Origin of the sequence: Rhodococcus sp. RCBS9 (assembly GCF_029457415.1) — a bacterium.
Taxonomy (GTDB): Bacteria; Actinomycetota; Actinomycetes; order Mycobacteriales; family Mycobacteriaceae; genus Rhodococcus_F; species Rhodococcus_F qingshengii.
The window spans coordinates 6,489,159-6,513,710 of sequence record NZ_CP120422.1 but is presented as its reverse complement, the minus strand read 5'-3'; the positions used below and the strand labels follow the sequence as shown (position 1 = coordinate 6,513,710).

36 protein-coding genes and 1 pseudogene are annotated in these 24,552 nt (G+C 58.0%); 30 read left to right on the top strand and 7 right to left on the bottom strand.

Annotated features, from left to right (window positions below):
• Positions 1–160: 160 nt before the first annotated feature.
• Together P0M12_RS30400 and P0M12_RS30395 are read right to left on the bottom strand one after the other, a co-directional pair.
• On the bottom strand, positions 161–1,048 hold the full coding sequence (locus tag P0M12_RS30400; RefSeq protein ID WP_277377943.1) for a pentapeptide repeat-containing protein: 888 nt from the start codon (positions 1,046–1,048) through the stop codon (positions 161–163).
• A 223-nt stretch (positions 1,049–1,271) separates the two neighbouring features.
• Complete coding sequence (locus P0M12_RS30395) at positions 1,272–1,421, bottom strand: hypothetical protein (RefSeq protein ID WP_277377244.1); 150 nt, start codon at positions 1,419–1,421, stop codon at positions 1,272–1,274.
• A 348-nt stretch (positions 1,422–1,769) separates the two neighbouring features.
• Here P0M12_RS30395 and P0M12_RS30390 point away from each other — a divergent pair, with 348 nt between their 5' ends.
• The 3 genes from P0M12_RS30390 (at position 1,770) to P0M12_RS30380 (ending at position 3,570) form a co-directional block, all read left to right on the top strand.
• Positions 1,770–1,937, top strand: a complete 168-nt coding sequence (locus P0M12_RS30390; protein WP_277377243.1) for a hypothetical protein — start codon at positions 1,770–1,772, stop codon at positions 1,935–1,937.
• A gap of 97 nt (positions 1,938–2,034) precedes the next feature.
• Positions 2,035–2,202 carry an XRE family transcriptional regulator gene (locus tag P0M12_RS30385; RefSeq protein ID WP_210377233.1) on the top strand — a complete coding sequence of 56 codons (168 nt, stop codon included), beginning with the start codon at positions 2,035–2,037 and terminating at the stop codon, positions 2,200–2,202.
• A gap of 1,059 nt (positions 2,203–3,261) precedes the next feature.
• Positions 3,262–3,570, top strand: coding sequence for a hypothetical protein (locus P0M12_RS30380; protein ID WP_277377241.1), 309 nt, complete (start codon positions 3,262–3,264; stop codon positions 3,568–3,570).
• A gap of 68 nt (positions 3,571–3,638) precedes the next feature.
• Here P0M12_RS30380 and P0M12_RS30375 read toward each other — a convergent pair whose 3' ends face one another.
• From P0M12_RS30375 to P0M12_RS30355, 5 genes are all read right to left on the bottom strand, one after another.
• Positions 3,639–4,622 carry an HNH endonuclease gene (locus P0M12_RS30375; RefSeq protein WP_277377239.1) on the bottom strand — a complete coding sequence of 328 codons (984 nt, stop codon included), beginning with the start codon at positions 4,620–4,622 and terminating at the stop codon, positions 3,639–3,641.
• A 218-nt stretch (positions 4,623–4,840) separates the two neighbouring features.
• On the bottom strand, positions 4,841–5,314 hold the full coding sequence (locus tag P0M12_RS30370) for a hypothetical protein (protein WP_210377227.1): 474 nt from the start codon (positions 5,312–5,314) through the stop codon (positions 4,841–4,843).
• Between the two features lie 678 nt (positions 5,315–5,992).
• Positions 5,993–7,099 carry a tyrosine-type recombinase/integrase gene (locus P0M12_RS30365; protein WP_210377369.1) on the bottom strand — a complete coding sequence of 369 codons (1,107 nt, stop codon included), beginning with the start codon at positions 7,097–7,099 and terminating at the stop codon, positions 5,993–5,995.
• A 9-nt stretch (positions 7,100–7,108) separates the two neighbouring features.
• Entirely contained in the window at positions 7,109–7,543 is a 435-nt protein-coding gene (locus P0M12_RS30360) for a hypothetical protein (protein ID WP_210377367.1), read from the bottom strand.
• Positions 7,544–7,607: 64 nt separating this feature from the next.
• Positions 7,608–8,207: a hypothetical protein gene (locus tag P0M12_RS30355; protein WP_210377365.1), complete on the bottom strand. Its 600-nt coding sequence runs from the start codon at positions 8,205–8,207 to the stop codon at positions 7,608–7,610.
• Between the two features lie 384 nt (positions 8,208–8,591).
• Between P0M12_RS30355 and P0M12_RS30350 the strand changes: the two genes are divergently transcribed.
• From P0M12_RS30350 to P0M12_RS30220, 27 genes and pseudogenes are all read left to right on the top strand, one after another.
• The gene (locus P0M12_RS30350; protein WP_210377363.1) at positions 8,592–8,795 is read left to right on the top strand and encodes a helix-turn-helix domain-containing protein; all 204 of its coding nucleotides are present in this window, start codon (positions 8,592–8,594) and stop codon (positions 8,793–8,795) included.
• A gap of 462 nt (positions 8,796–9,257) precedes the next feature.
• Positions 9,258–10,037, top strand: coding sequence for a phage antirepressor KilAC domain-containing protein (locus P0M12_RS30345; RefSeq protein ID WP_277377313.1), 780 nt, complete (start codon positions 9,258–9,260; stop codon positions 10,035–10,037).
• Between the two features lie 12 nt (positions 10,038–10,049).
• Entirely contained in the window at positions 10,050–10,814 is a 765-nt protein-coding gene (locus P0M12_RS30340; RefSeq protein WP_277377312.1) for a hypothetical protein, read from the top strand.
• Positions 10,814–11,176 carry a hypothetical protein gene (locus P0M12_RS30335; RefSeq protein WP_210377358.1) on the top strand — a complete coding sequence of 121 codons (363 nt, stop codon included), beginning with the start codon at positions 10,814–10,816 and terminating at the stop codon, positions 11,174–11,176. The genes P0M12_RS30340 and P0M12_RS30335 overlap by 1 nt, the downstream gene beginning before the upstream one ends.
• Positions 11,173–11,352, top strand: a complete 180-nt coding sequence (locus P0M12_RS30330; protein ID WP_210377356.1) for a hypothetical protein — start codon at positions 11,173–11,175, stop codon at positions 11,350–11,352. Before P0M12_RS30335 ends, P0M12_RS30330 begins: the two co-directional genes overlap by 4 nt.
• Positions 11,353–11,785: 433 nt before the next feature.
• Positions 11,786–12,613, top strand: a complete 828-nt coding sequence (locus P0M12_RS30325; RefSeq protein ID WP_210377354.1) for a hypothetical protein — start codon at positions 11,786–11,788, stop codon at positions 12,611–12,613.
• Positions 12,613–13,191 carry a hypothetical protein gene (locus P0M12_RS30320; protein ID WP_277377310.1) on the top strand — a complete coding sequence of 193 codons (579 nt, stop codon included), beginning with the start codon at positions 12,613–12,615 and terminating at the stop codon, positions 13,189–13,191. The genes P0M12_RS30325 and P0M12_RS30320 overlap by 1 nt, the downstream gene beginning before the upstream one ends.
• A gap of 11 nt (positions 13,192–13,202) precedes the next feature.
• A complete protein-coding gene (locus P0M12_RS30315; protein ID WP_277377308.1) occupies positions 13,203–13,586 on the top strand; it encodes a hypothetical protein in 384 nt (127 codons plus the stop codon).
• On the top strand, positions 13,583–13,807 hold the full coding sequence (locus P0M12_RS30310; RefSeq protein WP_210377349.1) for a hypothetical protein: 225 nt from the start codon (positions 13,583–13,585) through the stop codon (positions 13,805–13,807). The genes P0M12_RS30315 and P0M12_RS30310 overlap by 4 nt, the downstream gene beginning before the upstream one ends.
• A complete protein-coding gene (locus P0M12_RS30305; protein ID WP_277377306.1) occupies positions 13,804–14,511 on the top strand; it encodes a hypothetical protein in 708 nt (235 codons plus the stop codon). The genes P0M12_RS30310 and P0M12_RS30305 overlap by 4 nt, the downstream gene beginning before the upstream one ends.
• Complete coding sequence (locus P0M12_RS30300) at positions 14,508–14,765, top strand: hypothetical protein (protein ID WP_277377304.1); 258 nt, start codon at positions 14,508–14,510, stop codon at positions 14,763–14,765. The genes P0M12_RS30305 and P0M12_RS30300 overlap by 4 nt, the downstream gene beginning before the upstream one ends.
• 1,759 nt (positions 14,766–16,524) lie before the next feature.
• A pseudogene (locus P0M12_RS30295) lies at positions 16,525–16,755 on the top strand (DnaB-like helicase N-terminal domain-containing protein); the annotation flags it as partial.
• 273 nt (positions 16,756–17,028) lie between these two features.
• Positions 17,029–17,841 carry an AAA family ATPase gene (locus P0M12_RS30290; RefSeq protein ID WP_277377944.1) on the top strand — a complete coding sequence of 271 codons (813 nt, stop codon included), beginning with the start codon at positions 17,029–17,031 and terminating at the stop codon, positions 17,839–17,841.
• An 8-nt stretch (positions 17,842–17,849) separates the two neighbouring features.
• A complete protein-coding gene (locus tag P0M12_RS30285; protein ID WP_277377303.1) occupies positions 17,850–18,065 on the top strand; it encodes a hypothetical protein in 216 nt (71 codons plus the stop codon).
• Positions 18,066–18,564: 499 nt separating this feature from the next.
• Positions 18,565–18,939 (top strand): single-stranded DNA-binding protein, encoded by a 375-nt coding sequence (locus P0M12_RS30280; RefSeq protein ID WP_277377302.1) that lies wholly within the window; start codon positions 18,565–18,567, stop codon positions 18,937–18,939.
• 75 nt (positions 18,940–19,014) lie between these two features.
• A complete protein-coding gene (locus P0M12_RS30275) occupies positions 19,015–19,296 on the top strand; it encodes a hypothetical protein (RefSeq protein WP_277377301.1) in 282 nt (93 codons plus the stop codon).
• Positions 19,293–19,448 carry a hypothetical protein gene (locus P0M12_RS30270; RefSeq protein ID WP_277377300.1) on the top strand — a complete coding sequence of 52 codons (156 nt, stop codon included), beginning with the start codon at positions 19,293–19,295 and terminating at the stop codon, positions 19,446–19,448. Before P0M12_RS30275 ends, P0M12_RS30270 begins: the two co-directional genes overlap by 4 nt.
• 117 nt (positions 19,449–19,565) lie before the next feature.
• Positions 19,566–20,129 carry an RNA ligase family protein gene (locus P0M12_RS30265; RefSeq protein ID WP_277377299.1) on the top strand — a complete coding sequence of 188 codons (564 nt, stop codon included), beginning with the start codon at positions 19,566–19,568 and terminating at the stop codon, positions 20,127–20,129.
• Positions 20,126–20,575 (top strand): DUF3310 domain-containing protein, encoded by a 450-nt coding sequence (locus tag P0M12_RS30260; protein ID WP_277377298.1) that lies wholly within the window; start codon positions 20,126–20,128, stop codon positions 20,573–20,575. Before P0M12_RS30265 ends, P0M12_RS30260 begins: the two co-directional genes overlap by 4 nt.
• A 184-nt stretch (positions 20,576–20,759) precedes the next feature.
• Positions 20,760–21,023, top strand: coding sequence for an endonuclease VII domain-containing protein (locus P0M12_RS30255; protein WP_257230695.1), 264 nt, complete (start codon positions 20,760–20,762; stop codon positions 21,021–21,023).
• Positions 21,024–21,031: 8 nt separating this feature from the next.
• On the top strand, positions 21,032–21,862 hold the full coding sequence (locus tag P0M12_RS30250) for a hypothetical protein (protein ID WP_277377297.1): 831 nt from the start codon (positions 21,032–21,034) through the stop codon (positions 21,860–21,862).
• A gap of 2 nt (positions 21,863–21,864) precedes the next feature.
• The gene (locus P0M12_RS30245) at positions 21,865–22,194 is read left to right on the top strand and encodes a hypothetical protein (RefSeq protein ID WP_277377296.1); all 330 of its coding nucleotides are present in this window, start codon (positions 21,865–21,867) and stop codon (positions 22,192–22,194) included.
• Positions 22,191–22,604 carry a hypothetical protein gene (locus tag P0M12_RS30240; protein WP_277377294.1) on the top strand — a complete coding sequence of 138 codons (414 nt, stop codon included), beginning with the start codon at positions 22,191–22,193 and terminating at the stop codon, positions 22,602–22,604. Before P0M12_RS30245 ends, P0M12_RS30240 begins: the two co-directional genes overlap by 4 nt.
• 268 nt (positions 22,605–22,872) lie before the next feature.
• A complete protein-coding gene (locus tag P0M12_RS30235) occupies positions 22,873–23,097 on the top strand; it encodes a hypothetical protein (protein ID WP_277377293.1) in 225 nt (74 codons plus the stop codon).
• A complete protein-coding gene (locus P0M12_RS30230; protein WP_277377292.1) occupies positions 23,094–23,285 on the top strand; it encodes a hypothetical protein in 192 nt (63 codons plus the stop codon). Before P0M12_RS30235 ends, P0M12_RS30230 begins: the two co-directional genes overlap by 4 nt.
• Entirely contained in the window at positions 23,282–23,629 is a 348-nt protein-coding gene (locus tag P0M12_RS30225; protein WP_277377291.1) for a hypothetical protein, read from the top strand. Before P0M12_RS30230 ends, P0M12_RS30225 begins: the two co-directional genes overlap by 4 nt.
• A 411-nt stretch (positions 23,630–24,040) precedes the next feature.
• Positions 24,041–24,535, top strand: coding sequence for a hypothetical protein (locus P0M12_RS30220; protein WP_210377318.1), 495 nt, complete (start codon positions 24,041–24,043; stop codon positions 24,533–24,535).
• Positions 24,536–24,552 lie beyond the last annotated feature (17 nt).

Below are 24,552 nucleotides of genomic sequence, written 5' to 3'. Positions count from 1 at the left end.
TGCAATGAGGTTGGGGGCACTTTTTTGTCATTCAGGAGGGGCTGAGTCGGCTTCCCTGACTCTCCCGACATTGCGCGATGGAGTGTAGGTGAGAGGTGCCGACAAGCTTTGGCGGTGCCCGTAAGTGCCCGCCGCATGCCTAACGTGGCACCGCTGCCGACTAGCTGCCGAACGGGAGTGAGCCGAGCGATCCCGTGCCTCCGTTGTCTTCATATCGGGTAACGATGACCGTAAACGTGGCGGATCCAACGGTCTGGACTCCGGTTGTCTGGTTGCGTACCTGGCACGAGACGATTGTGCCGAGTTCTCCGAAAAATGATCCCGACGTGGGGTTGCAGTTGCTAACTGTCAATCCAGCGACGCTGGCCGGCATGGTCCATGACACGTTTGCGCCGGCTATCTGCGCTCCGCTGCTGGGGCGGTCAGCTGGAACTACGATGTCGTGCGGCGTGATTTCGGTGCCGTTGAAGTAAGTCTTGGTGATTCGAGCATCGGCGAAATTGGCTCCCGAGATCTTTGTGCTTGTGAGGACAGCATTTTCGAGATTCGCGAAGCCGAGATTTGCGTCACGCAAGTCCACTTCGTGGAGGTTGGTGCCGGTGAGGTCGGCGTCGGTCAGTGTGACACCTGCCATGGACGAGCGGTCTAGCTTTGATCCTCTGACGGTAGCTCGATTGAGGTCGGCTCCGTCGAAATCTGCGTCGTTGATGGTGCCGTACGTCATCGACGCTGAGGTCAGTTTCGTGTTCTTGAATACCGCGCCATTGAGGTTTGCGCTATTGAGCGCCGAGTTCGACATGTCGGTGTCGGCGAAATTTGCGCCGCTAAGGTTCGCGCCGTACGCGTGCAGTCCCCGTCCAACTCCGAAATTTGCACCCGAGAACTTGGCGTCTGGGACGTTCGCGTACATCAAGTTGACTTGCGACAAGTCAGAGCCTGTGAAGTCTGCGCCTGGGCAGTTCGTGTATCGCGTTTTCGTTGGAGAGTCCACGATGGTGCACCCATTGATGACAGTATCCGCGGCCGCCGTGCCGCTTCCGACAGTCATAGCTGCGCCGACGGCGATTGCAAGCGCACCAACTGCGCTTGTGATCTTCGAGTTCACTGTTTTGCCCTTTGCTTGCTGAGTTGATTGCTCAATCAAACCAGACGAACTGGACGGTTGGTAGTTTTTTCCGCGGTGCCATTGGACTGTGTTCACGGTTTGCGTTAGCGGGTGCTGCATCGGGCGGGCTTGTGTTGTCGTTTCGTCGGTCGTGCGCGGGTGGAGCTTAAGCGCGTCGCGTCCGCCAGGACACTGCGGCAACTCCGGCAGCTGCAACGCCGGCGACTGCCCAGTACTGCCACGGCTGGTGTGTGACCGCGAGGGTGGCTGCGATGAGCGCGAAGATCGTCAGGCTGGTCTTGTCTTGGTTCGTCATCGTCTGATCCTTCCGTGTGTGGGAAACTGTAGTAGGGGAACCCGCCCGCTACATCCGGGCGGGTTCCCTTTGTTACTTGCGCTTTTTGCGTTTCCGCTTTGGGCGCTTTCGGGCTTCCAAGACTCTTCGGATGAATTCTGCCCATCCCAGCAGGATGGTGAGAAGTCCGATTATCTCGGTCCAATTCGGCGGGTCCATGTTTACCTCCTCTCTGTTGTTGTTCCTCAACTATAGCATCGTGACGATGCTGACACAAGTTGGAATTGTGTTTGTTTCCAATGTCTTCAGTGCTTGTGATAGCATCGTGACGATGCTAATGTTGTGTCAACACCAACAAGGGAGAGCAACATGAACGCCTACCGGACCACCGACACCACCGGCTTCGACATGATCGTCATGGGCACCAGTGCAGACCACGCCCGCGAGGTCGCCACCCAGATCCTCCAAGACCTCGCCGCTGACCATCCGAACATGATCGGAAGCAAGACCGTAATCGCGATGGTCGCGAGCATCTGACCGGGAGGCCCCTTCGGGGGCCTTCGTTGGCTGGCCGGTACCGTTGCATCGTCACGATGCTATCGTTGGTATCAGCGAACACTGAAAGGCGCAGATCATGATCCGCTTCCTCTCCCGGACCGAGGTCGCCGAACGTATCGGCGTCAAACCCACCAGCCTCGGCCGCTACAAGCTTCCTGAACCCGATGCCATGACAGGTGACGTACGTGGTTGGACCGTCGAAACCATTGATGCCTGGAATGCTGAACGCACGAAGCGATCTTGAGATGACGATGCCCCCACCTCCTGGCGAGGTGGGGCTTTGTCGTTTTGGGGGACCCGGCCTGGCCAGGTGCGGCCGGGTCCCGATTGACGCCACCCGCGTTGAGCACACAACGCGAATGACCAACCACATGCCGGATCCGACCCCTCGATTGAATCCGACTCATCGAACGTATTCGGCAAGCATCAGGCAATCACGCAAATCGGGCAGAAATCCACCAAACGAACGAAGATGGCCCCCAACCTCGGGGGGAGGATTAGGGGCCGCTCTCGACATTACAGGGGAGAGGCCCACCCCCGGCGAGTGGACAGCCGGAGGGCAGGCCTTGTGCGGCTGAACTGACCCGCTCAGAATCGCCGCAGCAACGGGATGGTATCCGCTTTTCGGGTGCCGTAAACACATCGGTTAGCGGGGCCGAGCTGGTCTTCCCTTACCCTCCCGACCCCGCGAGGCTGACGCTACCACTGATCGAACAGGTGTGCGAATATTGGGATGTGCCGTCGACTGAACGATCTCCGCAACGCTGCCCGAATGGGCACCTGTTGGTGGCGAACGCATGCCTCGTCGGGTGGGAAGTCTGCGGCTGCAAGACGGCGCACAATGGAGGTCATCGAACGCATTACTGCCGGCGGTGTGGTGAGACGATCCGGACGCCGGATTGCTCTGGCGCGCAGCCGCAGAAGTCGCGATGGAGCTAGCTCAAGCTAGTAACCACGCCGACTACAGTCCCGTCATCCATGACAATGACTCTGCAGTCAAAGGTAGAGCGAATCAAGGCGCCAAACCCGTTCTGGGAATCCGCCCATCCGCTGGCGATGTGACTGTAGTGATCGCCCTCGGGTGTCGTCACGAAGTCGAAGTCTCCGAACTCGGCAGACCCCGACGACTTGAGTCGGTTGGTCACCTTCTCGCGGCACTGGTCGGTCATCTGCTGAGTCTTGCAACTCCTCTTTCGAGGGACCCTCCGCCTCGTTGGAGCAACCGACGAGGGCGAGGGTTACGGACATGGCGAGCGAGAAGACCAAAGTCATCCCGTCGTAGGCGTAATTTATCGTCTTCGGAGTGACTATATCTATCGCGATCTGCTTCACCGTATACGACCTGCCCACCAGCGACGCTGAAGTGATTGCTCAGTTGTTCGAGGAGGTGCTGAAGGAGACGCAACTGGACAGCGACACGATCATCGTCAGGCGAGACAGCGAAGACGGGACCCGACGTGATGTGCGCGTGTTCTCCGAGGATTGGGTAGGTTTCAGCGGATTTTACAGGTGGCGCCCGCCCTTCGAGGAGTCGTTACAGCGTCGAGTGACCGAGGCGGTGCCGCATGCGAGGGTGTCCTTCGAATGGGACTACCGCGACGAAGACCTATGACCGCGGGCCTGACGCACTGCGTCCTTATGTGCTGCGTCCTTATGGGCTGCGTCGCCGCCCGGGTGAAACTAAACCCGGGCGCCCTTCGCCAGATTGCACGCCCGGCACAACAGCTGAACATTGCCTTCAGTGCTCGCGCCTCCTCTTGAGAACGGAATGATGTGATCGTATTCGAGGTAAGAATTCGCGCCGCATTCCACGCAAGCGCCACGATCTCGCTGGTAGACCGCAGACTTGACGTGTGCCGGTATGTGCCGCGACGGACGGTCCCCGTTGTCCGGTAGAAGGATTCGGCGGTCGATCCGCAGGGCGGTGTCCACCAGGATGGATGTGTATTCAGCATCAGGAACTGAGAAACGCCCGCTGAGTGACCGGGCTGTCGACTCGATCAGAACGGTGGTGCGGTCCAGGTATGACAGCCGCTGCACCTTGCTCAGTGGGATTTCGCCGCCATACTGCTGAGCGATAAACCGGATCTTGCGGTTGGTAATCGCTAGTTGCCCCTGGGACGGAGTGGGGCCAGCTTGGAGGTCGCGCCAGCGAGTTGCGCCAGCGACCATGTAGCAGTATTCGTCAGTGGGCAGATGGAGTCCTGGGATTTGAACAGTTGGTAGGCGACCTTGGCGGATCTCGCCGAGCATCTGCTCTCTGAGTAGTTGAGATTCGATGTGGGTGACCGCGGCGGGTTCCAATTCAAAAGCGCGTGCTGCTTGTCGGAAGGTGGCGAGTTCGTCGTCGGTGACGATGCCGTCACTGAGCGCGTATGTGGCGTACCTGTTGAGCCAAGTGAGTGCGTCGGCACGAATCGTGTCAAGTGCATGTTTCCGAGGGATACGCGCCCCGTACAGCCATTCGTGCAATGTGATCCATTCAGGTCCGAGCGGACCCGAGTGTGCCAACAGGTTCCTCGCAGCTGCCGAGTACTGCGTGAGGGTCGAATTCGCAAACGCCTTGCACTCAGGGCAGTAGCTCTGGAGCAATCGGGTCTTGGTGCCGCATCGTGCGCAGCCATCGCCAGCCGATCGAAAAGCTCTAAGCCACTTGTCTGCCATGCGAGATGCATACCAGACAGTCCGAACTGTGGGCAGTTTGCCTGCGAACCTGGGAACTGGCTTCCGGGATTGATCAGCGCGTGACTAACTAGGAAGCCCGCGGCTGTAGAACCAACTGCATACGGCGGCGGGTGCCAGGAGTCACTACTGCCGGCGGTGTGGTGAGACGATCCGGACGCCGGATTGCTCTGGCGCGCAGCCGCAGAAGTCGCGATGGACTAGCCGCCAATCGACATGAACGGTCCGGATCGAGCGTCCTCGTTTGAGTATGTAACCACTCCACGATGTGACACCTCGACCTGATAGAAGTCCAGGTCCGCGGGAACCGGAATCGAGAACGTCAACATGCATGCGCCGTCCATGTACTCGCTACCTGTAATCGACCCTGTTGCGACAGTCTTCCCCGACTCATCGCCAATCGTCACCGAAGCGCCTTCTGACAGATCCTTGTATCCGCCCTTTCCTGCACAACGATTGTCTGACAACTTGCTTGCGCCGTCGATGATCCCCACATTGCCTTCCAAGTTGAATGTCTTAGGCTCAGTGTCTCTCAGGGCGAATACCGCAATGATCGCGATGACGATGGCCGCGATAACAATTCCGCCGATGATAAGCACGCGCTTGTTGTTGTTCGGCGCGGGCTGCGGTGCTGGGGTTGGGAAGCCCGCTTCAGGGGTTGGGGGATATGTCATTAGGGCTGACCTTCTGTTGGTGTATGCGGATGCTAGTTAACCGAATCAGGATCGAACGCGAATGTGACTCACGGGCTCCGGTCCTCGGAGGGCGCAGATCGTCGCAGAGTTAACCATGCGGCTCCCGCGCCAATAATGCCGATTAATCCGAGGACGAATACGATCAGCCCACCACGATTTGCGCTCACGCACCGCCCGATATGGACTGACGTGTCCACGCAGTCGGAGAATCTATTCGTCTCGTATATATCGAATCCAAGGCCCAGCAGTATAAGTGCTGCCGACACAGCTAGGGCCGCTGCTGTCAGGGCTTTGGTGTTTGCGTTCATGGGTGTTTAATACCAGACGGCTCAGACATTGCGAACCGACCGGTTGCGATAGGTCAGATCGATTCGAACATTGTTCGAACACTTCGTGGGGTTCTTGCCCACATTTTGCCCACAAATAGTGGGCAAATCGAAGATATGTTCGAACATTGTCGAATATCGAAAACGCGCTGATCTGCTCATTTGACAGGAAAGCCCAGCGTATGACGGGGGTTGAGAACGAACTCATAATCCATTGGTCGCGGGTTCGAGCCCCGCCCGCCCCACCAAATAACTGCAGTTCAGACGCCCTTTCGGAGTAATCCGGGAGGGCGTCTTTTTGCGTCTGCCCACATTTTGCCCACATTTGAAGTCAGGCACGCTTCCGATTGCCACTGGATGCATTGCTTTGTGCAAGTACTGCGGCATCGATTTTCGACGCCACATCGTCCAGATGATCGTCAAATAGGTGGCCGTACAAATCCAAGGTCATGGTTGCTGTCTTGTGCCCGAGCATGGTTTGAACGCCCTTGAGGTTCGCGCCGGCGGCGATCGCGATGGAGGCCGCGGAGTGGCGGAGGTCGTGCGGGGTGATGGCAGGGACTTTCGACATTTCGACGGCGGCATCGAACCAGTCGCGGCGGGCATTCTTATTTCGCATGACGCCTCCACCGCTTGCGGGGCACAGGAGGTCAGTTGAGGATCTTCCAGCGATTGCAGCATTTATTTCATCGGCCACGAAACGGGGCACAGACACGGATCGGGCCTGGTGATTCTTCACAGGCCCCCACGTTAGTTTCCCGTCGATTTCGGTTACCTGTTCGGCGATGCGGAGTCGTCTGCGCTCTGGATCCCAGCGCTGCCCTTTAAGGGCTGCCATTTCTCCCCAGCGAAGTCCGCAGAAACCGAGAATAAGAATGGAGAGTTTGCCGACTCCTGATGCTTCAGCGAGAGCGATGACTTGTTGGCTCGACAGAAATGTCGGTTCGGTGTCTGCAATTCTCGGAAGGGTAAGGCCCTTTGCAGGGTTGGATTGGATCCGATAGTCGCGCACTGCAAGGTCGAGCAGCATCGACAAAAGTTGGTGGGCCTTTTTTACGGTTGTCGCCGAATACGGATGTGCGACAAGTTGCGCCAACCACACTTCAATTCCGGATGCTGTCATGTCGGACAGCTTCACGTTCTGCCACGTTGGAGCGACTTGGCCTTCCCACGACAACTCGTATCGGCGGAGGCTTGATGGTGCGAGGTTGAGTTTGGTCGGTCGCCACTGTTTGTACATTTCCGCGACTGTGGTTTTACCGGCCGCGGGGGAGACGTAGATACCTTTGAGTTTGTCGACTTCTACGTTCGCTGCCCAGGCGTTCGCTTCGGCTTTGGTGACGAATCCGCGCTTGTCAGTTTGCTTGCCCTGTGGTGTCCGGTATCGGACTCGGTAGCGCCGGCCTGCTGCGGTGTCGTATGCCTTGACGTTCGCCATGGTTTCCCCTTATGGGTGGTCTCGTTCTTGGAGCCGGGTTTCGATGTACCTGCACTCGTCAGCGCTGAGGGTTTGGAACCAGACGCGGAGGGTGTGGTGGTCTACTCGGAGTTCTTCGGCCGCGTGTGTTGGCGGGACCTTGTTTCCGAATGGGATCGCGGCAATGAAGGCGTCGATGTGGATGAGCTGGCGCGCCACGAGTTTGTCGATGGCCATCTCTTCGCGGTAGTTAGTGAGGTGCATCGAATGGTTGGTTTCGCGTTTGATGTGCCAGAGCTCGTGGCAAAGGGTGCAGCGGAGTGAGTCGCGGTCGAGGCTGCTGCACAAGTAGATGGTGTTGCCTTTAATGCATCCGCGTAGCCCTGGAGGCAGTTTGTGACTTCTGTCGATGAGGTAGTCGGGGTGGTTGTCACGGGCGTACCTCCAGGGGTTGAAATCGGGCATGGCGGAATCATGAGGGTCGCTACCGACATATTCCGCCGTGCGCCTCTTTACTATTGACGCCAAGTTACGGTGACTCCAAACCGTTTTCGGGGATGACTTGCTTCTCTCCGTGACTGGCTGCGTCGTATTCGCTGAAGTCAGGCTTGTAGGTGGGGTCGTATGTGGGCGGCTCATCCTTCGTGGCAGCCTTTTCGCCCCTGTCTGCAAGCTGCGCCTCGAATGCTTCGGATGCTGATCTGATGGGGCGAGCGCCGGCTTCGATTGCAAGTTCGGTGACGATACGTGTCATGATCGCCGCTCGCGAACGATCCGGAAGTGAAGCGATGAGCGGCGCTAGTGCGTTTAGCCACTCGGATACTGCTGGAGGCCACTTCTCATCTGAGTCGGCAGCAGCAGTCTCGGTTGTGGCACGCAATGCGTGCACGGTCCCGTCTTGCTTTCGCGCATCTCCCTTAAGGCCGAGGAGTTCGTCGACAGCGGCATCGCGATCGAGGCCGAAGTACTCAGCGGCTGACACCACGTCCTGGTAGTCGTAACGGCGGTTCTTCCGTCGGTAGAACGTTGACCGTGTGAGCCCGGTTGCTTCCAGCATCTCCTCAACCGTGACGCGGCGTCCCAGCGCTCGCTCCACGTATGCGGTGAGGTCCCATTCCGATTCGGTCATGACACTATCTTGTCTCATATTTGGGACTATTGCAAGTGGCTCTGCCTGCACGTTTGACCCGAGTTGACACCCCATCTGTCCCAAATGTGGAACAACATGGTTGACATTCGGCACGAGTCGGCTCATAGTTTGAGGCATGCCAATCACGAAACCCGCTGGCCTAGCCGCACTTCGAGTTCGGACTGACGCAATCCAGGCGGCGATGTCGAAACGAAACATCCCAAACTATTCGGCACTTGCGGTGGAACTAAAAGTTCCAAAGGCGACACTGCATCGAGTCATGACCGCTCAGTGCCAGCCCGGTCCTGCTGTCATCGCGGCAATCAGGCTTCGTCTCGGAATCCCATACGACTTCATCGTTGAGGCTTATGAGGTTGATGCCGCATGAAGGCTGCAGAGAAATTTGGCATGACGGAGTACATGACTCCGGCTGAAGCGGCCGAGATCGCAAGATGTAACCGGACACATGTGTATGCGGCGTTGACATCGGGTGAGCTTGAGGGTCACCAGCGTAAGCGCCGCAACAAGATCAAGGGCCCTTGGCTTATTTCTCCTGAGGCGCTTGATCGTTGGATTCGCGGCGAGTGAGCTAGGAAGTCCCGAATGGTTTGTGCGGGTTCGATTCCCGTGCGGGACGCGCAGCCTCAGGTCTGAGGTTTTGCACAACAACTTCTTTCAACCGTCTCTGACGGCTTCTTAAGCGCGGGTTTTTGCCGAGTCGCCTACGGGTGGTGGTGGCAAATGGATGCCCGTTGCTGCATGTCCTTCGAAAATTCCACAGCGTGTTTTACGTGCGGTGCCTGACCTTTGTGGGCCTGTCGTGACTGTCTGAACCCTGATGTGACTTGTCTGCGGGGGTGATGGTTGCAGGGTTTGTGGGTTGGGGTGTTTGCTGCACGGTTTGGCGCGGGATACGGGACTGGTTGTCCTACACCAACTTTTGTTGAGGTAAATGCGTCGAACGGTTTGGTGGTCCTGCCCAAGGTTGGTTGCCCGTTCGAGTCGGGCCAGGACACGGTTACACCCACTACTACATTCTTGGAGGTTGTTGTGACGGAACTTGTTTCCGTGGATGTGCAGTCGCCGTTTGATTCCATCCGCAAGGTTCGACCAGATGGCGTTGAATTCTGGTCAGCGCGTGACTTGATGCCGATGATGGGTTACGCCAAGTGGCAGGCATTCGAAGTGCCTGTCGCCAGGGCCATGCAATCGGCAAAGAATCAAGGCCACGACGTGACCAGTCATTTTACGGGATCCCGTAAAACGCCACCTGGGGGTGGGCCAGCCACTTTGGACTACGCCCTCTCTCGTTTTGCCGCGTACCTCCTAGCAATGAACGGCGACCCGAACAAGCCTGAGGTTGCAGCCGCTCAGTCCTACTTCGCGATCAAGACTCGCGAAGCCGAATTAGTGCAATCGCAGATCCCGCAGACATACGCCGAAGCATTGCGCGAAGCAGCGGCATTACACGAACGAGCCTTGCAGGCTGAAGCCGCTGCACTCGAAGCGAACACCAAAGTAGTTGAGCTGGAACCACTTGCCGCCGAATACGAACGGTTCCTCGATGCCGAGGGGACGCTGAAGATGGGCGGTGTCGCCAACATGTTTGGCATCGGCAGAACGACACTCTTCAAGCATCTGAAGGAAGAGGGTGTGTTGCAGCCGGATCGCAGGCCGTATCAGCAGTATGCGGATTGGTTCAGGGTGATTCCGCATGGCTACCAGAACAGTAAGGCTGAGGATCGGATGGCTTTTACGCCGACGTTGAAGCCTGATGCGGTTGATCCGATGCGGAGGTTGCTTATTCGGCGCGGCCGGCTCGCAGCTTGAATCTTCACTGACTTGCCCAAATGGAATGGCCCGGCACTGCACCACCAGTGGCCGGGCCTACGAACATCCCACTCAAAGGACCATTCAATGGAAACTATATCAATTCGCCGTGATGTTTGGGAAAACATGCAATCGGCGTTGGCGAAGGCCGTCCACTACATCACTGATCAAGAGTCCAGCGGAAGTGGTTGGCTGGATCGGCTGGGGGATTTGGTTGCGCAGCCCGGCACTACGATTGTCAGTCGAGATCAGGTTGCCGCTGAGGACGCCACGTTCGAGGGTTTTGCGGAGTTCTCGGATCACTCGCCGATCCCGTACACGTTGGCACCCCGCGTTTTTGATCGCGGTGACACCATCCCCGACGATGTGAAACGCCTCCGGCTGTCGAACGAGGAGAACAAGTCGTTCCAGGTTGTGGAACGCAAGGGATCTGGCAATTTCGGATTCCTGCATGTCAATCACAATGGCGGGTGGGGGCCGAGCGATACGACAGATCCCGCATGGGAAGACAGTGACTTCCCACTCACTGAGGTGTTCGAGGATGTGACGTACAGCGTTTTCGAGGCCCTCGATCATCTGAAGCATCACGGTGTTGATACGAATGCGGTTCGGCTGCATCGGTTTTTGAATACGGGTGCGGCTTGGACTGATGGGTTCGGGTTCCCTCGGGACTGTGTTTCGGAGTATCTCGTCGCAGGTGACGCGATGCCAATTGAGTTGCGGTTCTCGCCGGCGGGCCTGGCCGAGTTGGTTCGTATCATGAAGGTGGCTGTCTGATGGCGTACACGGATTCAGATCTGATTCACGAGTACAAGCATTTCCGGTCCTTCGGTTTCTCGAATGCGGAGATTGCCGAGAAGTTGGGCTATGTGAAGCCTGACGTGATGATGGCTCGTCTCAAACAGCTTGGGGTTGTCACGGATTCGGCGTATCAGGCGCGTGCTCGTGAGGTGGTGGATCGCTTGGTTTGTTCGGGTGTTCCGTTCACGGTCGAGATGTTGCCGACGTTGGCGGAGCCGTCGTTGGGATTCTCGTTGGTCAGGACTGCTCATGCTGAGGGGCGTGTTGTGAAGGTTGGCCGGTGTTCTTCTCGGCGTCCGCATTCGGGTGCTGTTGCGTGGCAGGGGGTTGCGGCATGACGAATCGTGAGCTTGAAGCTGCGGCTGATCGGTTGCTTGCCGCTGATCCTGAATGGTGCGAGGAGCGAGTCACATTCGCGGATCCTGCTGGTACGGCGGCTGACATGGATGTGTTGATCAATGGTGAGGGTTGGTTTCCGGATTTCCTGGCCCGCAAGTTTCGGATCCGGCGATGACCTCGTTGCCTCCTGATGAAGACCCGGAGGGTGAACTTGACTGGGTTAAGGGAGCTTTCGGCGCGACGATGCTATTGGGTGCATATGCGTATGCGCGGTTCAGGGGGTGGGTGCAGTGAAATCGCCTGTGTCTGTCAATGAGTGGCGTTTCTATGGGGCTGTGCTGGCTTCTTATCTGTTGGTGTGGTCTCAGATGGTGGGTGTGTTGTGAGTGTTCCGAGTGGTCCTCCGGTGTTGGATCCGCCGTTGGTGGGGTTGGGTTTTGATCCGGATGATGTTCCGGCTGCGTGCCCGCATTTTGATGTGGTTGAGGTGGCTGCTGCGGAGTTTGGTCGGGATTGTGTGTTGGTTGCGGGGCATGTGCCGCCGTGTGTGTTGGTGTCGGGTTCGGTTTTCAATGTGACGGAGGGCGATTCAAATCACTGATTACAGCGTGGTGAGAGATCAGTACGGGAGGCCCTTCGTCACCACAGACGGACAGCCACTCAAATACGAAGGCAAAAAGAAGACCCCCGTCAACGCTGTCGGCTACACCCGAGTATCGACACTCGCCGGCGCACTCGATGACAAATCGAACCTGGGGGACTGGCTGGCAGCGCAGACCGCTGTCGGTTTGATCCGCGAAAAGTCCGTCGCCGCGCAGGTCGCGTCACTGGTGTCCAAGTACAAGGATCCGTGGTCGCAGGCGAAAACGCAGATGAAGCAGCTCGTTTCGCGTGCTCAGACAGCTGCGTCGTCGGATGACGGATCGGGAAAGGGTACGGCGTTTCACGAGTTCACGGAGATTGTGGATGCGGGTGGTGAGCCTGAGTTCATGCCTGAGGAGTTCAAGCCGTGGATGGACTGCTACCGGGAGGTGATGTCCGACTACGAGGTGTTGGCTGCTGAAGAGTTTGTGGTTGTGGACGAGCTGCAGGCGGCGGGTTCGTTCGACAAGCTTTTGCGGCATAAGCGGTCTGGGCGTGTGCAGATTGGGGATTTGAAGACTGGTGCTTCGGATCCCCGGTATCCGCTGAAGGCTGCGATTCAGTTTGCTTCGTATGCGCATGGTGAGCGCTATGACCAAGTGACTGGTGCTCGTGAGGTGTTGCATGCGGATTTGGATTTGTCGGAGGCGGTGTTGATTCATGTGCCGATTCGGGGAAAGTCTCCTTCTGCTGCTGCGTATTCGGTTGATATTGGGGCTGGTTGGGAGTTCGCGAAGTTGGCTGTGCGGGTTCGTGAGGCTCGGAAGATGAAGCCGTTGGAGGTTGTGGCGTAATGGGCTATCAGAAGAATGACGACTACATCGAAGTTCCGGAACGGATCGCGGAGTTCCGAACCAAGTACCCGGAAGGTTCGCTGCAGCCGTGGGACAAGGCCAAACCGTATGAGGTTGTAGATCTTGGCGGAGTGGTTCACATCATTGTGGTTGCCGCGGCCTACCGTTCGCCGGATGATCCGCTGCCGGGTGTGGGTATGGCGCAGGAGGTCGTCCCTGGCAAGACGCCGTACACCAAGGGGTCTGAGTTGATGAATGCTGAGACTTCGGCGTGGGGTCGTGCGATTGTCGCGGCGCTGGCGGCTGACACGAAGCGTGGGATTGCTTCGGCTGAGGAAGTGCGGAACCGTCAAGCGGAACGCGATGTGCCGGATTCAAAGCCTGCAGCTCAGCCCAAACCTGAAGATGCCGAGGCAGCAGACCTTCGGGCGAAGATCATCGCTGCAGCACAGGCTGCTCAGTTCACACCCGCTCAGGTGACCGGCCTTGTTGGTGAGGCCGGAGGCAAGGGCGGGTTGAACACTGAAACTGATCTGGCGGTCCTCCGCGCTGTACTTGCTCTGATACCTCCGTTCTGATGAGCGGCGATGTGAGAGACGTTCTCCTTTCTGAGCAACTCGATCCCACCTCGCCTGCCTACGTCAACGCTCGACTCTACGAACTCGAACAGTTCTTTCAGGAAATGCCTGATCTGTTGGAGTCGATCGAGGGTGCCCACGATGAGGCGACCGAAGCTCATTTGTTGGCTGAGGCGTGGGCGCAATTGGAGGCAGACGGGAAGACTGCGGCGGATCGTGAGGCGCAGGTGTTATTGAAGACGGCTGAGTCTCGGAAGGTGTTGCAGGCTGCGAAGTCTGCTCTGCGTCATGCGAAGGCTCGGGTGAAGGCGCGTTCGGAGGAGAAGGACACGTTGATTACGCGGTCGGTGAATTTGCGTCGTGAGATGGATTTGAGCGGAAGGGGCAGGCCGTGAGGGTGTTTGAGTTCGGGGATCTGATTCCCGATGACGTTGAGCGTGTGGGGTCGCCTGACGGTGATGAGTATGTGCGGGCCGAAAACGGTGCGTTCAAGTTGGTGCGGGATCCGGGCGAGTTGCCTGGATATCTGCGTTCAAATACGGGCGCGGTGGGTCCAGAACCGCTGCGCGCAGCTTGGTTTGATTTCGAGTTTCCTTTGATGGAGGTTGCGGTATGAGTGTGACGGCAGATCAGATTGAGGCAGTAGCTGAGCATGCTGAGGCTGTGCATCTTGTTGGTGCGGCTCAGCAGTTGCGCGGTCGGGCCGCTCATGTGCGGTTGGTGGAGTCGCAGCCTGCTGAGGTTGTGGAGTTGGCTGCGGCGATCCGGAATGCGTACTACAACGATGGTGTGCGGCGGGAGTTATTGTCGTCGCGGGATCCGGGTCAGTGGTTGCGTATGGCGGTGGAGGCTAAGTCTGCGTTGGATGCTGGTGCGGTTGGGCCTCGTGTGTTCGAGCGCGGCAGCATCATTCCCGACGATGTACAGAGGGTTGTCGACACAGACGGCGACGTGTGGACTCGTAGACCCAACGGCGAGTTCTCCTTGCAGGGGTCATCCGAGGACGGTTACATGCCGTCAAATACTGATGGCGAGGGCCATGGTGGCGATTTGTGGGGCTACTATCTGCCACTCACCGAGGTGCTGGACGAACCGAAACCGCCGACGCCGCGTGTCTTCCATAAAGGTGACGAAATCCCGGACGACGTGACGCTCGTTCGCACCGCTGACGATCAGACCCTCGCGGTGAGGCTGAAAACTGGCGTTTGGCGTTACGTGGAGGACCTTGAGGAGGCGCGAACCGCTCGCGAGAATCGACGCAACGGCTGGAGCGTGTTCGGGGAGTCGGAGTTTCCTCTGACAGAGGTGTTGGAGTCATGACACCCGAAGAGGTCGACCAACTCGCCCTCAACCACGCCGGCGAACCCGACATTCACAACGCAATCCAATACATCCACACCCTGCAACAACGCAACGACAACCTGTCCAAAGCGCACAGGATAGCCGAAAACCTTGCAGAACAGTATCGGATCCCGCTGACAGCGTTGCGCGGGTTGAACCGCAAGTTCCGGGCAGGCGAGATCGATCAGGTCCAATTCAATGCGGGCGTCAACTACCACGCCACCGACAACTAGGAACAACACAACATGGGTTGGCAACAACAAGCGAAATGTCTGACCGCCGATCCTGAACTCTGGTACGTCACCAACCTTCCTGCCGAGGATCCTGTCGGGGCAGCTCGCGAGTTGTGCGCTGGCTGCCCCGTGCTGCGGGACTGCGCTGCTGATGCGGCGAAACCTATCGACATGACAGCGCTGTTGGGGACGTTCGAAGAACCGGACCTCATTCACGTGTCTGGTGTGGTTCGTGCGGGAATCATTTGCGATGAGTAACGCACTCGCGCAGCTTCTTTCCATCGCAGAGGGTGAACCGGTCGCCGATTGGTACGGCGGATCTTGCGTCGATTGTGGGCGCAGCATGTACCGCAAAGGACACCTCGCGCAGGGCAAGCCGCGTGGATGGGTTTGCAAGGGCGCACAGGGCAAGTGCATGTCGTGCTATCAGAGGAAGCGTCGTCGGGAGCGGGGACATATGCCGCGCCGTTCTGCAGCGTTGAGCCGTTGCGTGGTGTGTGGGCGTTCGATCAGGTATGCGGATGAGCCTGCAACGGTGGGTGAGTTGGTTCGGTCGAGTTTGTCGACGTGTAGGTCATGTATTGCTCCGAGGCCTGACGATCCGGTGGCGTGTTCGTTGTGTGCGCGCAGGTTTGGGTCGACGGGGCCGTTGGGTGGGCGTGTGCGGTTGGGGATTCGGAGGTCGGGTGTGTGTACGACGTGTCGGGATCGTGAGTCTCAGAGGAGGAAGCGTGGCCGGGCGAAGGACGGGGCCGGATAGGCGGACGGTGGAGCTGGTGACGAAGCGGGCCGGCGGGGATTGCGAATGCTGCGGTATGGGTGCCGCGGAGCAGATACATCACAGGAAACCCCGCGGTATGGGCGGGACCAGAGACCCGGCTATCAATGCGGCATCAAATTTGCTTTTCATTTGCGCGGCGTGCCATCGCGATATCGAGTCGAATCGTTCATCGTCTATGGAGTTTGGGCATATCGTCCGGAATTCTGGGGATTCTTTGTCGACGGCGGTTTATCGGCGTGGAGTGAAGTCGCTTTTGGATGATGATGGAGGTTGGATGATTTGCGTATCAGATCCATAAAACCTGAGTTCTGGCGTTCGCTGGATGTGACGCAGCATTCGATTCCAACGCGGCTCCTGTTTATTGGGCTCTGGAATTATGTGGACGATAACGGCGTGGGGTTGGACTCGGCGGAACTCATTCGGTCCGATCTGTTCCCGATGGACGATGTCACTGAGTCCTCAGTGAGGGTTCACGGAGGGCTCACTGAGCTCTCAAGTAGTGGTCAAATCGTGCGATACATCGGGGCCGATGGTCGGCCGTACTTGTACATCTCGAATTGGGCCGTTCATCAGAAGATCAACCGACCTACTCGCTCGAATAAACCGCTCCCTACCAGCGACGGCGTCAAACTCACTGAATCCTCAGTGAGTCCTCACGGAGCCCTCACTGAGCCCTCACTGCAGGAGCAAGGGAGCAAGGGAACAAGGGAACGAGGGATCGAGGGTGGTTCACGCAAGCGTCCCAGCCTTCCAATCCCTTCGGATTGGGTTCCGAATCAGTCGCACATCGAACGAGCGCGTGCCCGCGGCATGAACGTCGAAGTGCTCGCAGAGGAGATACGTAACTGGGCGGAGTCCAAAGATGAGCGGAAAGTCAATTGGGACGCGGCTTTCACCAATTGGATTAATCGGGCCGACAAAAAGCCCAGTAACACTCTCGTGAATCAGGATGCACCTTTATGGCAGGAGTGAAATGGATTGATTGAGGTTGAATACGATCGTGAAGTAGCGTGGGATGAATTGCAGGAGAAAACCCTTCTCGGGTTGGCGGTCCAATTCCCTGACCGGTGCGGTGACGCGCTACTGACTGTTGAGCCTGACGATTGGTATCACCCGGCGCATAAAGAGCTCGCGGCGGTAATCGTGAAGATGTTGCGCTCGAAGCAGTCGGTGGACACGGTGACCTTGGCAGGGCAGTTGCAGGCACAGGGTCTGACGAGGTTTTGGGATGCGGTGAAGATCTTCGGGCTAACTGAGTTGGCTTGGAGGCCTGAGAGCGCTTCTCAGATCGCCGCAAGGCTTAGGGAACTCTCTGGTAGGCGGAAGCTTGCTGACGCGTGTCAGCGGACCACTCAGCGGCTGCAATCGCTCTCCGACATCGACGGGTCAGCGGAAGTTCGCGTAGCGACCAAACTATTACGCGAAGCCTGCGATGCCGCAGAAGACACCGCAGCGGATCGAGAAACGCCACTCCCCAGAGGTATGAGTGACTTTCTTGCAGCCGAAACTCAAGCGCGTCAATGGCTCGTTCCAGGGCTACTTGAGCGGATGGACCGAACTGTCATCACTGGGGCAGAGGGTGGCGGTAAATCCGTTCTCTGCTCACAAATCGCGGCATGCCTCGCCGGCGGAGTGCACCCATTCGGCGGCAACGTCATGGGTGACGGAAACCAATCAGTGCGAGTGCTCGTAATCGACTGCGAAAACTCCGACGATCAGTCACGCCGCAGATACAGGTGGGTCATCGACCGTGTGAAAGCGATCCGAGAGCAGCACGGGCATGGCTTGGTGGACTGGAACGATCAGATGCGAATTGATACGAAACCGGCTGGGATCGATCTTCTGTCGGGTCGAGACATTTCGTGGCTGGAGAACGCGATTCAGTCGTTGGCACCCGACCTGTTGGTGTTAGGGCCGTTGTACAAACTGCACCATCGTGACCCGTCTGAGGAGACTTCGGCGCGGGAAGTGGCTCACGTGATTGACGGGTTGCGTGAGCGTCACGGGTTCGCGTTGCTTACTGAGGCGCACGCGGGCAATTCGAATGACATGCAGGGGCAGCGGGTTATGCGTCCGATCGGGTCTTCGTTGTGGCGTCGTTGGCCTGAGTTCGGGTTCGGTATTCGCCGGGCGAAGAGCGATCCGGGTTTGGCTCGGGCATCGATGGTGGATGTGGTGTCGTGGCGCGGGTCTCGTGAGGAGCGTGCGTGGCCAGCTTCATTGCAGCACGGAGCGGTGGGATTGCCATGGATTCCTGATGCCGAGTACTACGACTCGATGAACAACTATGAGTAGGAGTGTTTATGGCTAAATCTGTTGTGGCCGAGGACTTTGAGAAGATTCTTGTGGCCGTGTTTGTGTTGATCGGTTTGTGGGTGTTGTCGCCTTGGTTGTTGATGGTGGCGTTGGGTGCGATCTATCCGTGGGGGATCAGTTTCTGGCAGGCGTTCTTCGGCCTGTTGGTGGTTGGTTTGGTCGGGGGACGCTGGCACGGCTCACGGCGAAAGGTAGGTGCGTGATGCCCCTGAACATCACGTTCTCGACAGGGCAGAAGTCGTCAATCACGTTGAAAGACATCCGCGAACTCCATTCTGCAACCCGGGACTGGCATGAGAACACGAGGGTCGATTTGAACGTCGATCGCGGCTACAACCAGTTAGATCCTGGCGGGACAACGATCACGTGCTCTCAGGACCAGAGACTGGAACAGGGGAGCGCGAGGCGTATGGATGCTCGCGGCCCGAACGCATGACCAACCTGGTTTGGCGAATCATGCCACCCGAGGAGGTCGGCGAATTGGAGGCATGTCAAGCGCTGGAACCTAAGCGGCGCGCCAGACAGATGCAGTGCGTCTGTGGTCGATTCGTCAAGCGGTCTACGTTCTGGCGACGGGGTTACGACGTCAATGGCATGTCCAGTTGGGGCTGGCACTGCTCCCAGTGTGGCGACATGGTCGAACGATCGTGAAACGCCTGAAACATTCTGTAAAACAAACCATCTAACGAAAGAGAGCATCACATGGCTTTGGCCAATCTGAGTGGCAAGGGTTTCATCATCGGAGAAATTGAACTCAAATTCATCGGCGACCGACCCGTCGCCAACTTCCCCGTCGCATTCAACAAAGACAAGAAAAACGAATCAACCGGGCAGTGGGAGAAGGACAAGAGCGCAGTAATCCGTTGCGCCGCATGGGGACCACTCGCGGAGTTCGTGAAGGAAAACTTCGACGCGAAGACTGAGATTGAACTGTCGGGTGAGTTTTACATCCGCCCGTACGAGAAGGACGGGGAGACTCGCCAGTCGGCTGAGTTGACGGTTCGGACGGTGTCGAGCCCGATCCCGAAGCGTAAGAGCAACAATGACGCACCTGCGGACCCCTGGGGCAGCGCATAACCCATAGCTGAATACACCTGCACGGGAGGATCACACAGCTGTGGTCCTCCCTTTCTCATGCCCAAAGGAGAAAACATGACTGCAATAGCCTGGCCCACAGCTCAACCCGCCACCGGGTATGCCGGCCACGCCGAGATCTACGACATCGAAGACGGCCCCACAGCCCACGGCAAACAACTGTTGGTGTGGACGATCATCGAGCCGGATGCGTCGGATCCGGATGTTGAGCGTGCGTCGACTGTGGTGTTTACGCGGTTTGGTGGGGTGCCGTTGTTTGAGGGTTCTGTTCGTTCTCATGAGAAGGCGTTGGCTGCTTGCGGGTATGAGTTGGTGCCGGTGGAGGAAATCGCAGCATGAGTGAACGTCTAGAACGAGCACAAGTGTGGGTAGATACAGCCCTCGAATCCATAGGGCAAAGCGACCACGAATCCGCGACAGGTGAACTTCTGATCGCCGTCGACCAACTGATCACCGAAATCCGTGAACTACGAATCGAGTTGGGCAAATGACGCTTGTTGATGGTTTGTGTGTCCGATCCGAGTTCCCACCCGAATGGTGCTGGCACTGCAGAGACCTGCCCGACGACCCATTCGATGGCTTCCCCAACCCAGAACAGGAGACTGAACATGAGTGACTTCGAATTCAAGCCCTGGCCCAAAACGCCACGCCTCAAACGATCCGTCGTGATCACCGAAAAGATTGACGGCACAAACGCCTGCATCTACGTCAACGATGACCAAACATTCGTAGGCGCACAATCACGCAACCGCATCGTCACCCCAGACAACGACAACGCAGGATTCGCCCGCTGGGTTTACGCCAATGCCGGCGCACTCGCAGACACCCTCGGGCCCGGATATCACTACGGCGAATGGTGGGGTAGCGGAATTCAACGCGCCTACGGCCTGAAGAACGGCGACAAGCGATTTAGTTTGTTCAACGTGGATCGTTGGCAGTCACATGCTGATGAGTTGGCGGCAGTCGATTCTTTGGGTGTGGTGCCGGTGTTGTACCGCGGCGACTTCACTACGAATGCGGTGGATGACACTGTCGCGGAGTTGGCTGAGTCTGGTTCGCGTGTAGCTGATTTCGATCGTCCTGAGGGTGTGATTGTTTATCTGCCGGCTGCGCGTCAGGGTTTCAAGGTGCTGATCGAGAATGATCATTTGCCGAAGGGGTTGGCAGCGTGAGCGATATTCGCGAGTTTGATGAGATGTGGGCGGACTACGCCACCGCCAACTTCGGATTCCCGCAACCTGGATTCCTAACGGCCTACTTCAGCGATCCGCATACGAAGTGGCTTCTGTTCTCGGTGCCGGGTGGCAACTACAAGTGGAAGCGTGAGGTTCCGTTGCAGTGTGACGGGCTGGGTGATCCTGGTGCTGATCCAGCTGCAGAGTGGGATGTGCCAGACAAGCCAACTGACTATGAACTGCAGTCAGACGCAATCAACCCCAACCACTACCGCAGCCACCCCAGCGGCATCGAATGCATTCAGATCACCGAGCACATGGGGTTCCTGCTCGGAAACGCAACCAAGTACATCTGGCGTGCAGACCTCAAGCATGACAGTCCGATTGAGGACATCGACAAGGCAATCTGGTACTTGGAACGGTACAAGGCACTGAGATCGTGAAACCGTGCGTTGACTGCGTGGCCGAGAACATCACCACCAACCGGCCAATCGCCACAGACACAAACGAACCGGCAAACCAGTACCCGGACCACGCTGCACGACCCACCACCGAGCCAAACGTGCAGCCACCAAGGCGAAATCACACGCCCGCTACGTCCAAAACACCTACAAACTGCCGCCAGGAATGTACCCCGCAATCCTGGCGGCACAAGGCGGACGTTGCTACATCTGCCAAAGAGCGTCAGGAAAGGCGCGGATGCTCGCTGTCGATCACGACCACAGTTGCTGCCCTGGCGGGGAATCGTGCGGCAAATGTGTTCGGAGCCTTCTCTGTTCGCCGTGCAATCAGCTGTTGGGGCATTTGCGGGATGACGTGGAGGCGTTGCGTCGGGCAGTTGTGGTGATTCGGGATAAGCCCGCTCAGGCGGTGATCAATTCATTGAACTAGGAGAACACATGATTGAAAGTCGGATTGAGAAGCTCACGCGCATCGGGCAGGAGATGGCGGCAGCCGTCGCTGAGATGAACGCTGAAGCCGTAGACCTCACGCCTGACCTCACCACCGAACTTGCAAACCGGCAGATTGAGGGTGAAGCAGCGTGGTGGCGAAGCGTCGACTTCGACCGAAATGCCAGTCGCACTTTCGAGTCAATGACCGGAGATTCGCAGCAGGCTGTGCGAACCGGGGTTGAGCGGGTCCTCGCGCATCTCCAGTCCACTGGCCGTCTCATCCCTGCCGGCGGTATGGCACTCACCGCCGAACAGGTGAAAGACGTGCGGATCGTGCTCGGCCTGAATGGTTCGCAGGACATCAAGGTTGTGCTCGATGCGCAGGCCCGTCTCCGCGCCCTGTTCCCGGCAACCGAACCCGCCGAGGATGGTTGGGGTGACGTGAACCCGAACGATCCACTGGGCCGCACCTACCGCGAGACCGCTGAGGAGTACTACTCCGCCCCTGCCGAACCCGCCGAGGAGGAGACGAAAGCGGAAACGTGCGCAGGCATCTTCCAGGGTGATCGCGCTTACCTGTGTGCGCTGGCGGCCGGGCACTACGGCGATCACACAACGGCAAATGGTGAGCACTGGCAGAAGTCGTCCTCCTCGCCGGCTGTCCCTGCCCCCACCGAAACCGGACCGTGGAAGCGGATCGAAGACGTACCCGAGAACGTGATGGTCCGCGGCACAGACGGAACTTGGCGAGGTGACCCTGACGGCTGGCTCAGATCACCCGGCGCCCGCGCAAGTGCCAACCTCTGTGCCCCGTTCGTTGCGGCCGAGGAGGGGTGAGCATGAGCGCGGACGGCTGGCGGATCTTCCTCATCTGCCGAACAGAGAAGTGCAATCACCCCGAACACGAAAAGTCAGCCAAAGCGAAGTGGAAGACGTTCCTCGCAACCGAAACCATCTTCGCCGGCGCGAAACTCGTACACGCGGAACGCTGCTCGATGCTGTGGCAGGCCAGCCACGGCGGCACCTATGTCGATGCTCATCGGCGGCATTGCGGGGAGGGAAGTGTTCGACACGTTGCGTGTATCGCGAACAAGCCGTGGTTCATCGACCTATGGAGTGACACACATTCATCTGCCGGCGAGCAAATGACATTGGGGGTGGCGGCATGAGCCTTGAATACATCCGAAAGAACTACCAGGTACCAGCGAGCCGAGGCCAACGGATCACATTCTTCGGAGGCGACGACATCGACTTCGGAACAATCGTGGGATCAACCAGAGCTACAGCGCATCTCCGAGTGCGACTCGACAACGACCCGACACGGATCCATTCGTTGCATCCGACATGGAAAGTTCACTACGGAGACCTGTCCAGGTTGATCGGTGTTCGCGAACTATCAGGCAGGGACGTTGTCGGCATTCCAATGGACCAGCTCAGTGCCGACGCGATTGAGGAGATCCTGCTGGGCTACGACATTGGTAGCGACCACACTGTCATCGATTTCGCCGATGCAGCACAGGGAATTCTGGAATACCTGCTTTCGTCGGTCGTCACCCAAGGGGCCGAGGTGTCCTCGTGACTGGGGTGGATGTTGAGCACACGAAAGCGCTGATAGCCGAGGCGATTCGAGAAGTCCCATTATCTCGTCGGCGTGCGATCACTTTGGACCCGCCCATTGCGTTCAAGTTGGTGTAGCAGGCGGACGCCCTGGTTGCGGCTGTCGAGCGAGTCCAAGCACTGCACACGCCCGACGAGTTCGGGATGTGCGAAGGCTGCGGAAGCAACGAACACGGATATGCCATCGTCCCTCACCCTTGCCTCGCAATCCGAGAATTGGAGACACCATCATGAGCACAAAGATTTGGAACTGGGGCGACTTCGACAACGGGCACGACCCAATCGTTGAGTGCCCCGGGGAAGTTCATCAGCCCGGCATCACCATCGACAACCGATATGGCGACGACCTCAACATCCGATTCGATCAGCTCGACCCCCTCATTAAGCACCTCAAGGCGTGCAAGCAATTCCTGTACGAGCGCGGACTCGACGAGCCCGAAGGGGGGCAGCAATGAGCGCATTGACCACCTGCAACAACTGCGGCCACCTAGCCCAATCCGATCGCGAGGTCATGGAATGGGCACTGACACGAGAAATGCCACGCCGCATTCCGAACAAGTGGGACGTCAAAGACCTTGTCGGAACAGTCTTCGCGGTCATCGAATCGCTGGGATACAGCAAGCCTTCGGAGGAGTCGTTGTGAGTGAGATCCGATCACAGGCCACACCAGCGAGAGACGAACTGGTGCACATATTGGCCGGCGCAGTTCTCGACAACCCCGGTGGCATTGGGACGCTGCCACAGCACGCGGCCGACCGACTCCTCGCCGCTGGTTGGTCGAAGCCTCACACGGTGAACAGCGCGGCCGAGTTGGATGCGCTGCCGGTGGGGTCAGTCGTCTGGACACAAGCCCTAGTAGGTCCAGTCGGTCACATCTTCGTCAAATGCGCACGCATGTGGATTATTCCGTGGCACGACACCGCCGAAGACCCGCTAGAGCAAAACGGCAGTGTCACCGTCCTCTTCACTCCGGGGGATGCGGGATGACGCCGCAGGTTCCGTATGAAGAGATGCGGCGACTGTGCGGACTGCCCGACATTGAGCACCTCGATCTGATGGCTCTCATCCGAAAGCATGGACTGAACCAGGCGATCAGCTTCATGCAACTGACCGGCACTTTCCAGCAGCAGGAGGACGGGAGAATTCAGTGGACGCCCGATCCGTCGCCTTGGTGGGTTCCAGTCGATAGGCCATCGATCGAATCAACCCAGTGGACGTATGGCCGGCGTACTGGAAGCACGGGCGGTTTCCTTGGTGGGCGTAAACCTGAGGTTGCTACCCCGCTACCGAAACCCTCAACCAGTCCGCCGATGTGGGCAAACAACCCAGCCCGCACACGCAGAACAACATTCAAACCAACACGACGAGTCAAATGACCACCCCACAGAAAGGGGACCCATGAACGAACTCATCGACCTAGTCAAAGACACCCCGGACGTGATCGAGTTCCTCCGCCGGCAAGCGTACGCAAACAGTAGTGCTGCGGCGGGTCGGGATCAGTCGGATGTTGAGCGTGTGGAGGATGCTGAGCGTGTGTCGACTGGTGCGCGTCCGAAGTCTAAGCCTCCGTTGAATGTTGATGCGTTGGATTGTGCTGACGCTGAGGCTGCTGTCCTGTTTCGGTGGGCTGATGCGTTGGGGATTCCTCATCGGGGCTGGGTGTGGCGTGTGCAGGGTGTGCCGCGGGGTGTCTTGTATGGCGATTTGACGGCTGTTCGGGATATTCGTGCGTGGCTGTTGGGGGCGGTGGGGTTTGTTGCTCCTGAGGGGTTTGTGGGGGAGGTGCGTTCGGTTCGGAATGTGAATCGGATGTTGTGGCCTGAGTTGGATGTGTTTTTGTCGTCGGAGCAGGATTTCGCGGCTCGTAGGGATGCTGAACCTGCCTTGTTCTGACATGCATTGGTACCGTC

What these genes read in the sequence shown, in the direction of transcription:
- P0M12_RS30400 (WP_277377943.1), bottom strand. Translation starts at nt 1,048, where the DNA reads ATGACTGTCGGAAGCGGCACGGCGGCCGCGGATACTGTCATCAATGGG.
- P0M12_RS30395 (WP_277377244.1), bottom strand. Translation starts at nt 1,421, where the DNA reads ATGACGAACCAAGACAAGACCAGCCTGACGATCTTCGCGCTCATCGCA.
- P0M12_RS30390 (WP_277377243.1), top strand. Translation starts at nt 1,770, where the DNA reads ATGAACGCCTACCGGACCACCGACACCACCGGCTTCGACATGATCGTC.
- P0M12_RS30385 (WP_210377233.1), top strand. Translation starts at nt 2,035, where the DNA reads ATGATCCGCTTCCTCTCCCGGACCGAGGTCGCCGAACGTATCGGCGTC.
- P0M12_RS30375 (WP_277377239.1), bottom strand. Translation starts at nt 4,622, where the DNA reads ATGGCAGACAAGTGGCTTAGAGCTTTTCGATCGGCTGGCGATGGCTGC.
- P0M12_RS30370 (WP_210377227.1), bottom strand. Translation starts at nt 5,314, where the DNA reads ATGACATATCCCCCAACCCCTGAAGCGGGCTTCCCAACCCCAGCACCG.
- P0M12_RS30365 (WP_210377369.1), bottom strand. Translation starts at nt 7,099, where the DNA reads ATGGCGAACGTCAAGGCATACGACACCGCAGCAGGCCGGCGCTACCGA.
- P0M12_RS30360 (WP_210377367.1), bottom strand. Translation starts at nt 7,543, where the DNA reads ATGCCCGATTTCAACCCCTGGAGGTACGCCCGTGACAACCACCCCGAC.
- P0M12_RS30355 (WP_210377365.1), bottom strand. Translation starts at nt 8,207, where the DNA reads ATGACCGAATCGGAATGGGACCTCACCGCATACGTGGAGCGAGCGCTG.
- P0M12_RS30350 (WP_210377363.1), top strand. Translation starts at nt 8,592, where the DNA reads ATGAAGGCTGCAGAGAAATTTGGCATGACGGAGTACATGACTCCGGCT.
- P0M12_RS30335 (WP_210377358.1), top strand. Translation starts at nt 10,814, where the DNA reads ATGGCGTACACGGATTCAGATCTGATTCACGAGTACAAGCATTTCCGG.
- P0M12_RS30330 (WP_210377356.1), top strand. Translation starts at nt 11,173, where the DNA reads ATGACGAATCGTGAGCTTGAAGCTGCGGCTGATCGGTTGCTTGCCGCT.
- P0M12_RS30320 (WP_277377310.1), top strand. Translation starts at nt 12,613, where the DNA reads ATGGGCTATCAGAAGAATGACGACTACATCGAAGTTCCGGAACGGATC.
- P0M12_RS30305 (WP_277377306.1), top strand. Translation starts at nt 13,804, where the DNA reads ATGAGTGTGACGGCAGATCAGATTGAGGCAGTAGCTGAGCATGCTGAG.
- P0M12_RS30300 (WP_277377304.1), top strand. Translation starts at nt 14,508, where the DNA reads ATGACACCCGAAGAGGTCGACCAACTCGCCCTCAACCACGCCGGCGAA.
- P0M12_RS30290 (WP_277377944.1), top strand. Translation starts at nt 17,029, where the DNA reads ATGAGTGACTTTCTTGCAGCCGAAACTCAAGCGCGTCAATGGCTCGTT.
- P0M12_RS30285 (WP_277377303.1), top strand. Translation starts at nt 17,850, where the DNA reads ATGGCTAAATCTGTTGTGGCCGAGGACTTTGAGAAGATTCTTGTGGCC.
- P0M12_RS30280 (WP_277377302.1), top strand. Translation starts at nt 18,565, where the DNA reads ATGGCTTTGGCCAATCTGAGTGGCAAGGGTTTCATCATCGGAGAAATT.
- P0M12_RS30275 (WP_277377301.1), top strand. Translation starts at nt 19,015, where the DNA reads ATGACTGCAATAGCCTGGCCCACAGCTCAACCCGCCACCGGGTATGCC.
- P0M12_RS30270 (WP_277377300.1), top strand. Translation starts at nt 19,293, where the DNA reads ATGAGTGAACGTCTAGAACGAGCACAAGTGTGGGTAGATACAGCCCTC.
- P0M12_RS30265 (WP_277377299.1), top strand. Translation starts at nt 19,566, where the DNA reads ATGAGTGACTTCGAATTCAAGCCCTGGCCCAAAACGCCACGCCTCAAA.
- P0M12_RS30255 (WP_257230695.1), top strand. Translation starts at nt 20,760, where the DNA reads ATGTACCCCGCAATCCTGGCGGCACAAGGCGGACGTTGCTACATCTGC.
- P0M12_RS30250 (WP_277377297.1), top strand. Translation starts at nt 21,032, where the DNA reads ATGATTGAAAGTCGGATTGAGAAGCTCACGCGCATCGGGCAGGAGATG.
- P0M12_RS30245 (WP_277377296.1), top strand. Translation starts at nt 21,865, where the DNA reads ATGAGCGCGGACGGCTGGCGGATCTTCCTCATCTGCCGAACAGAGAAG.
- P0M12_RS30240 (WP_277377294.1), top strand. Translation starts at nt 22,191, where the DNA reads ATGAGCCTTGAATACATCCGAAAGAACTACCAGGTACCAGCGAGCCGA.
- P0M12_RS30235 (WP_277377293.1), top strand. Translation starts at nt 22,873, where the DNA reads ATGAGCACAAAGATTTGGAACTGGGGCGACTTCGACAACGGGCACGAC.
- P0M12_RS30230 (WP_277377292.1), top strand. Translation starts at nt 23,094, where the DNA reads ATGAGCGCATTGACCACCTGCAACAACTGCGGCCACCTAGCCCAATCC.
- P0M12_RS30220 (WP_210377318.1), top strand. Translation starts at nt 24,041, where the DNA reads ATGAACGAACTCATCGACCTAGTCAAAGACACCCCGGACGTGATCGAG.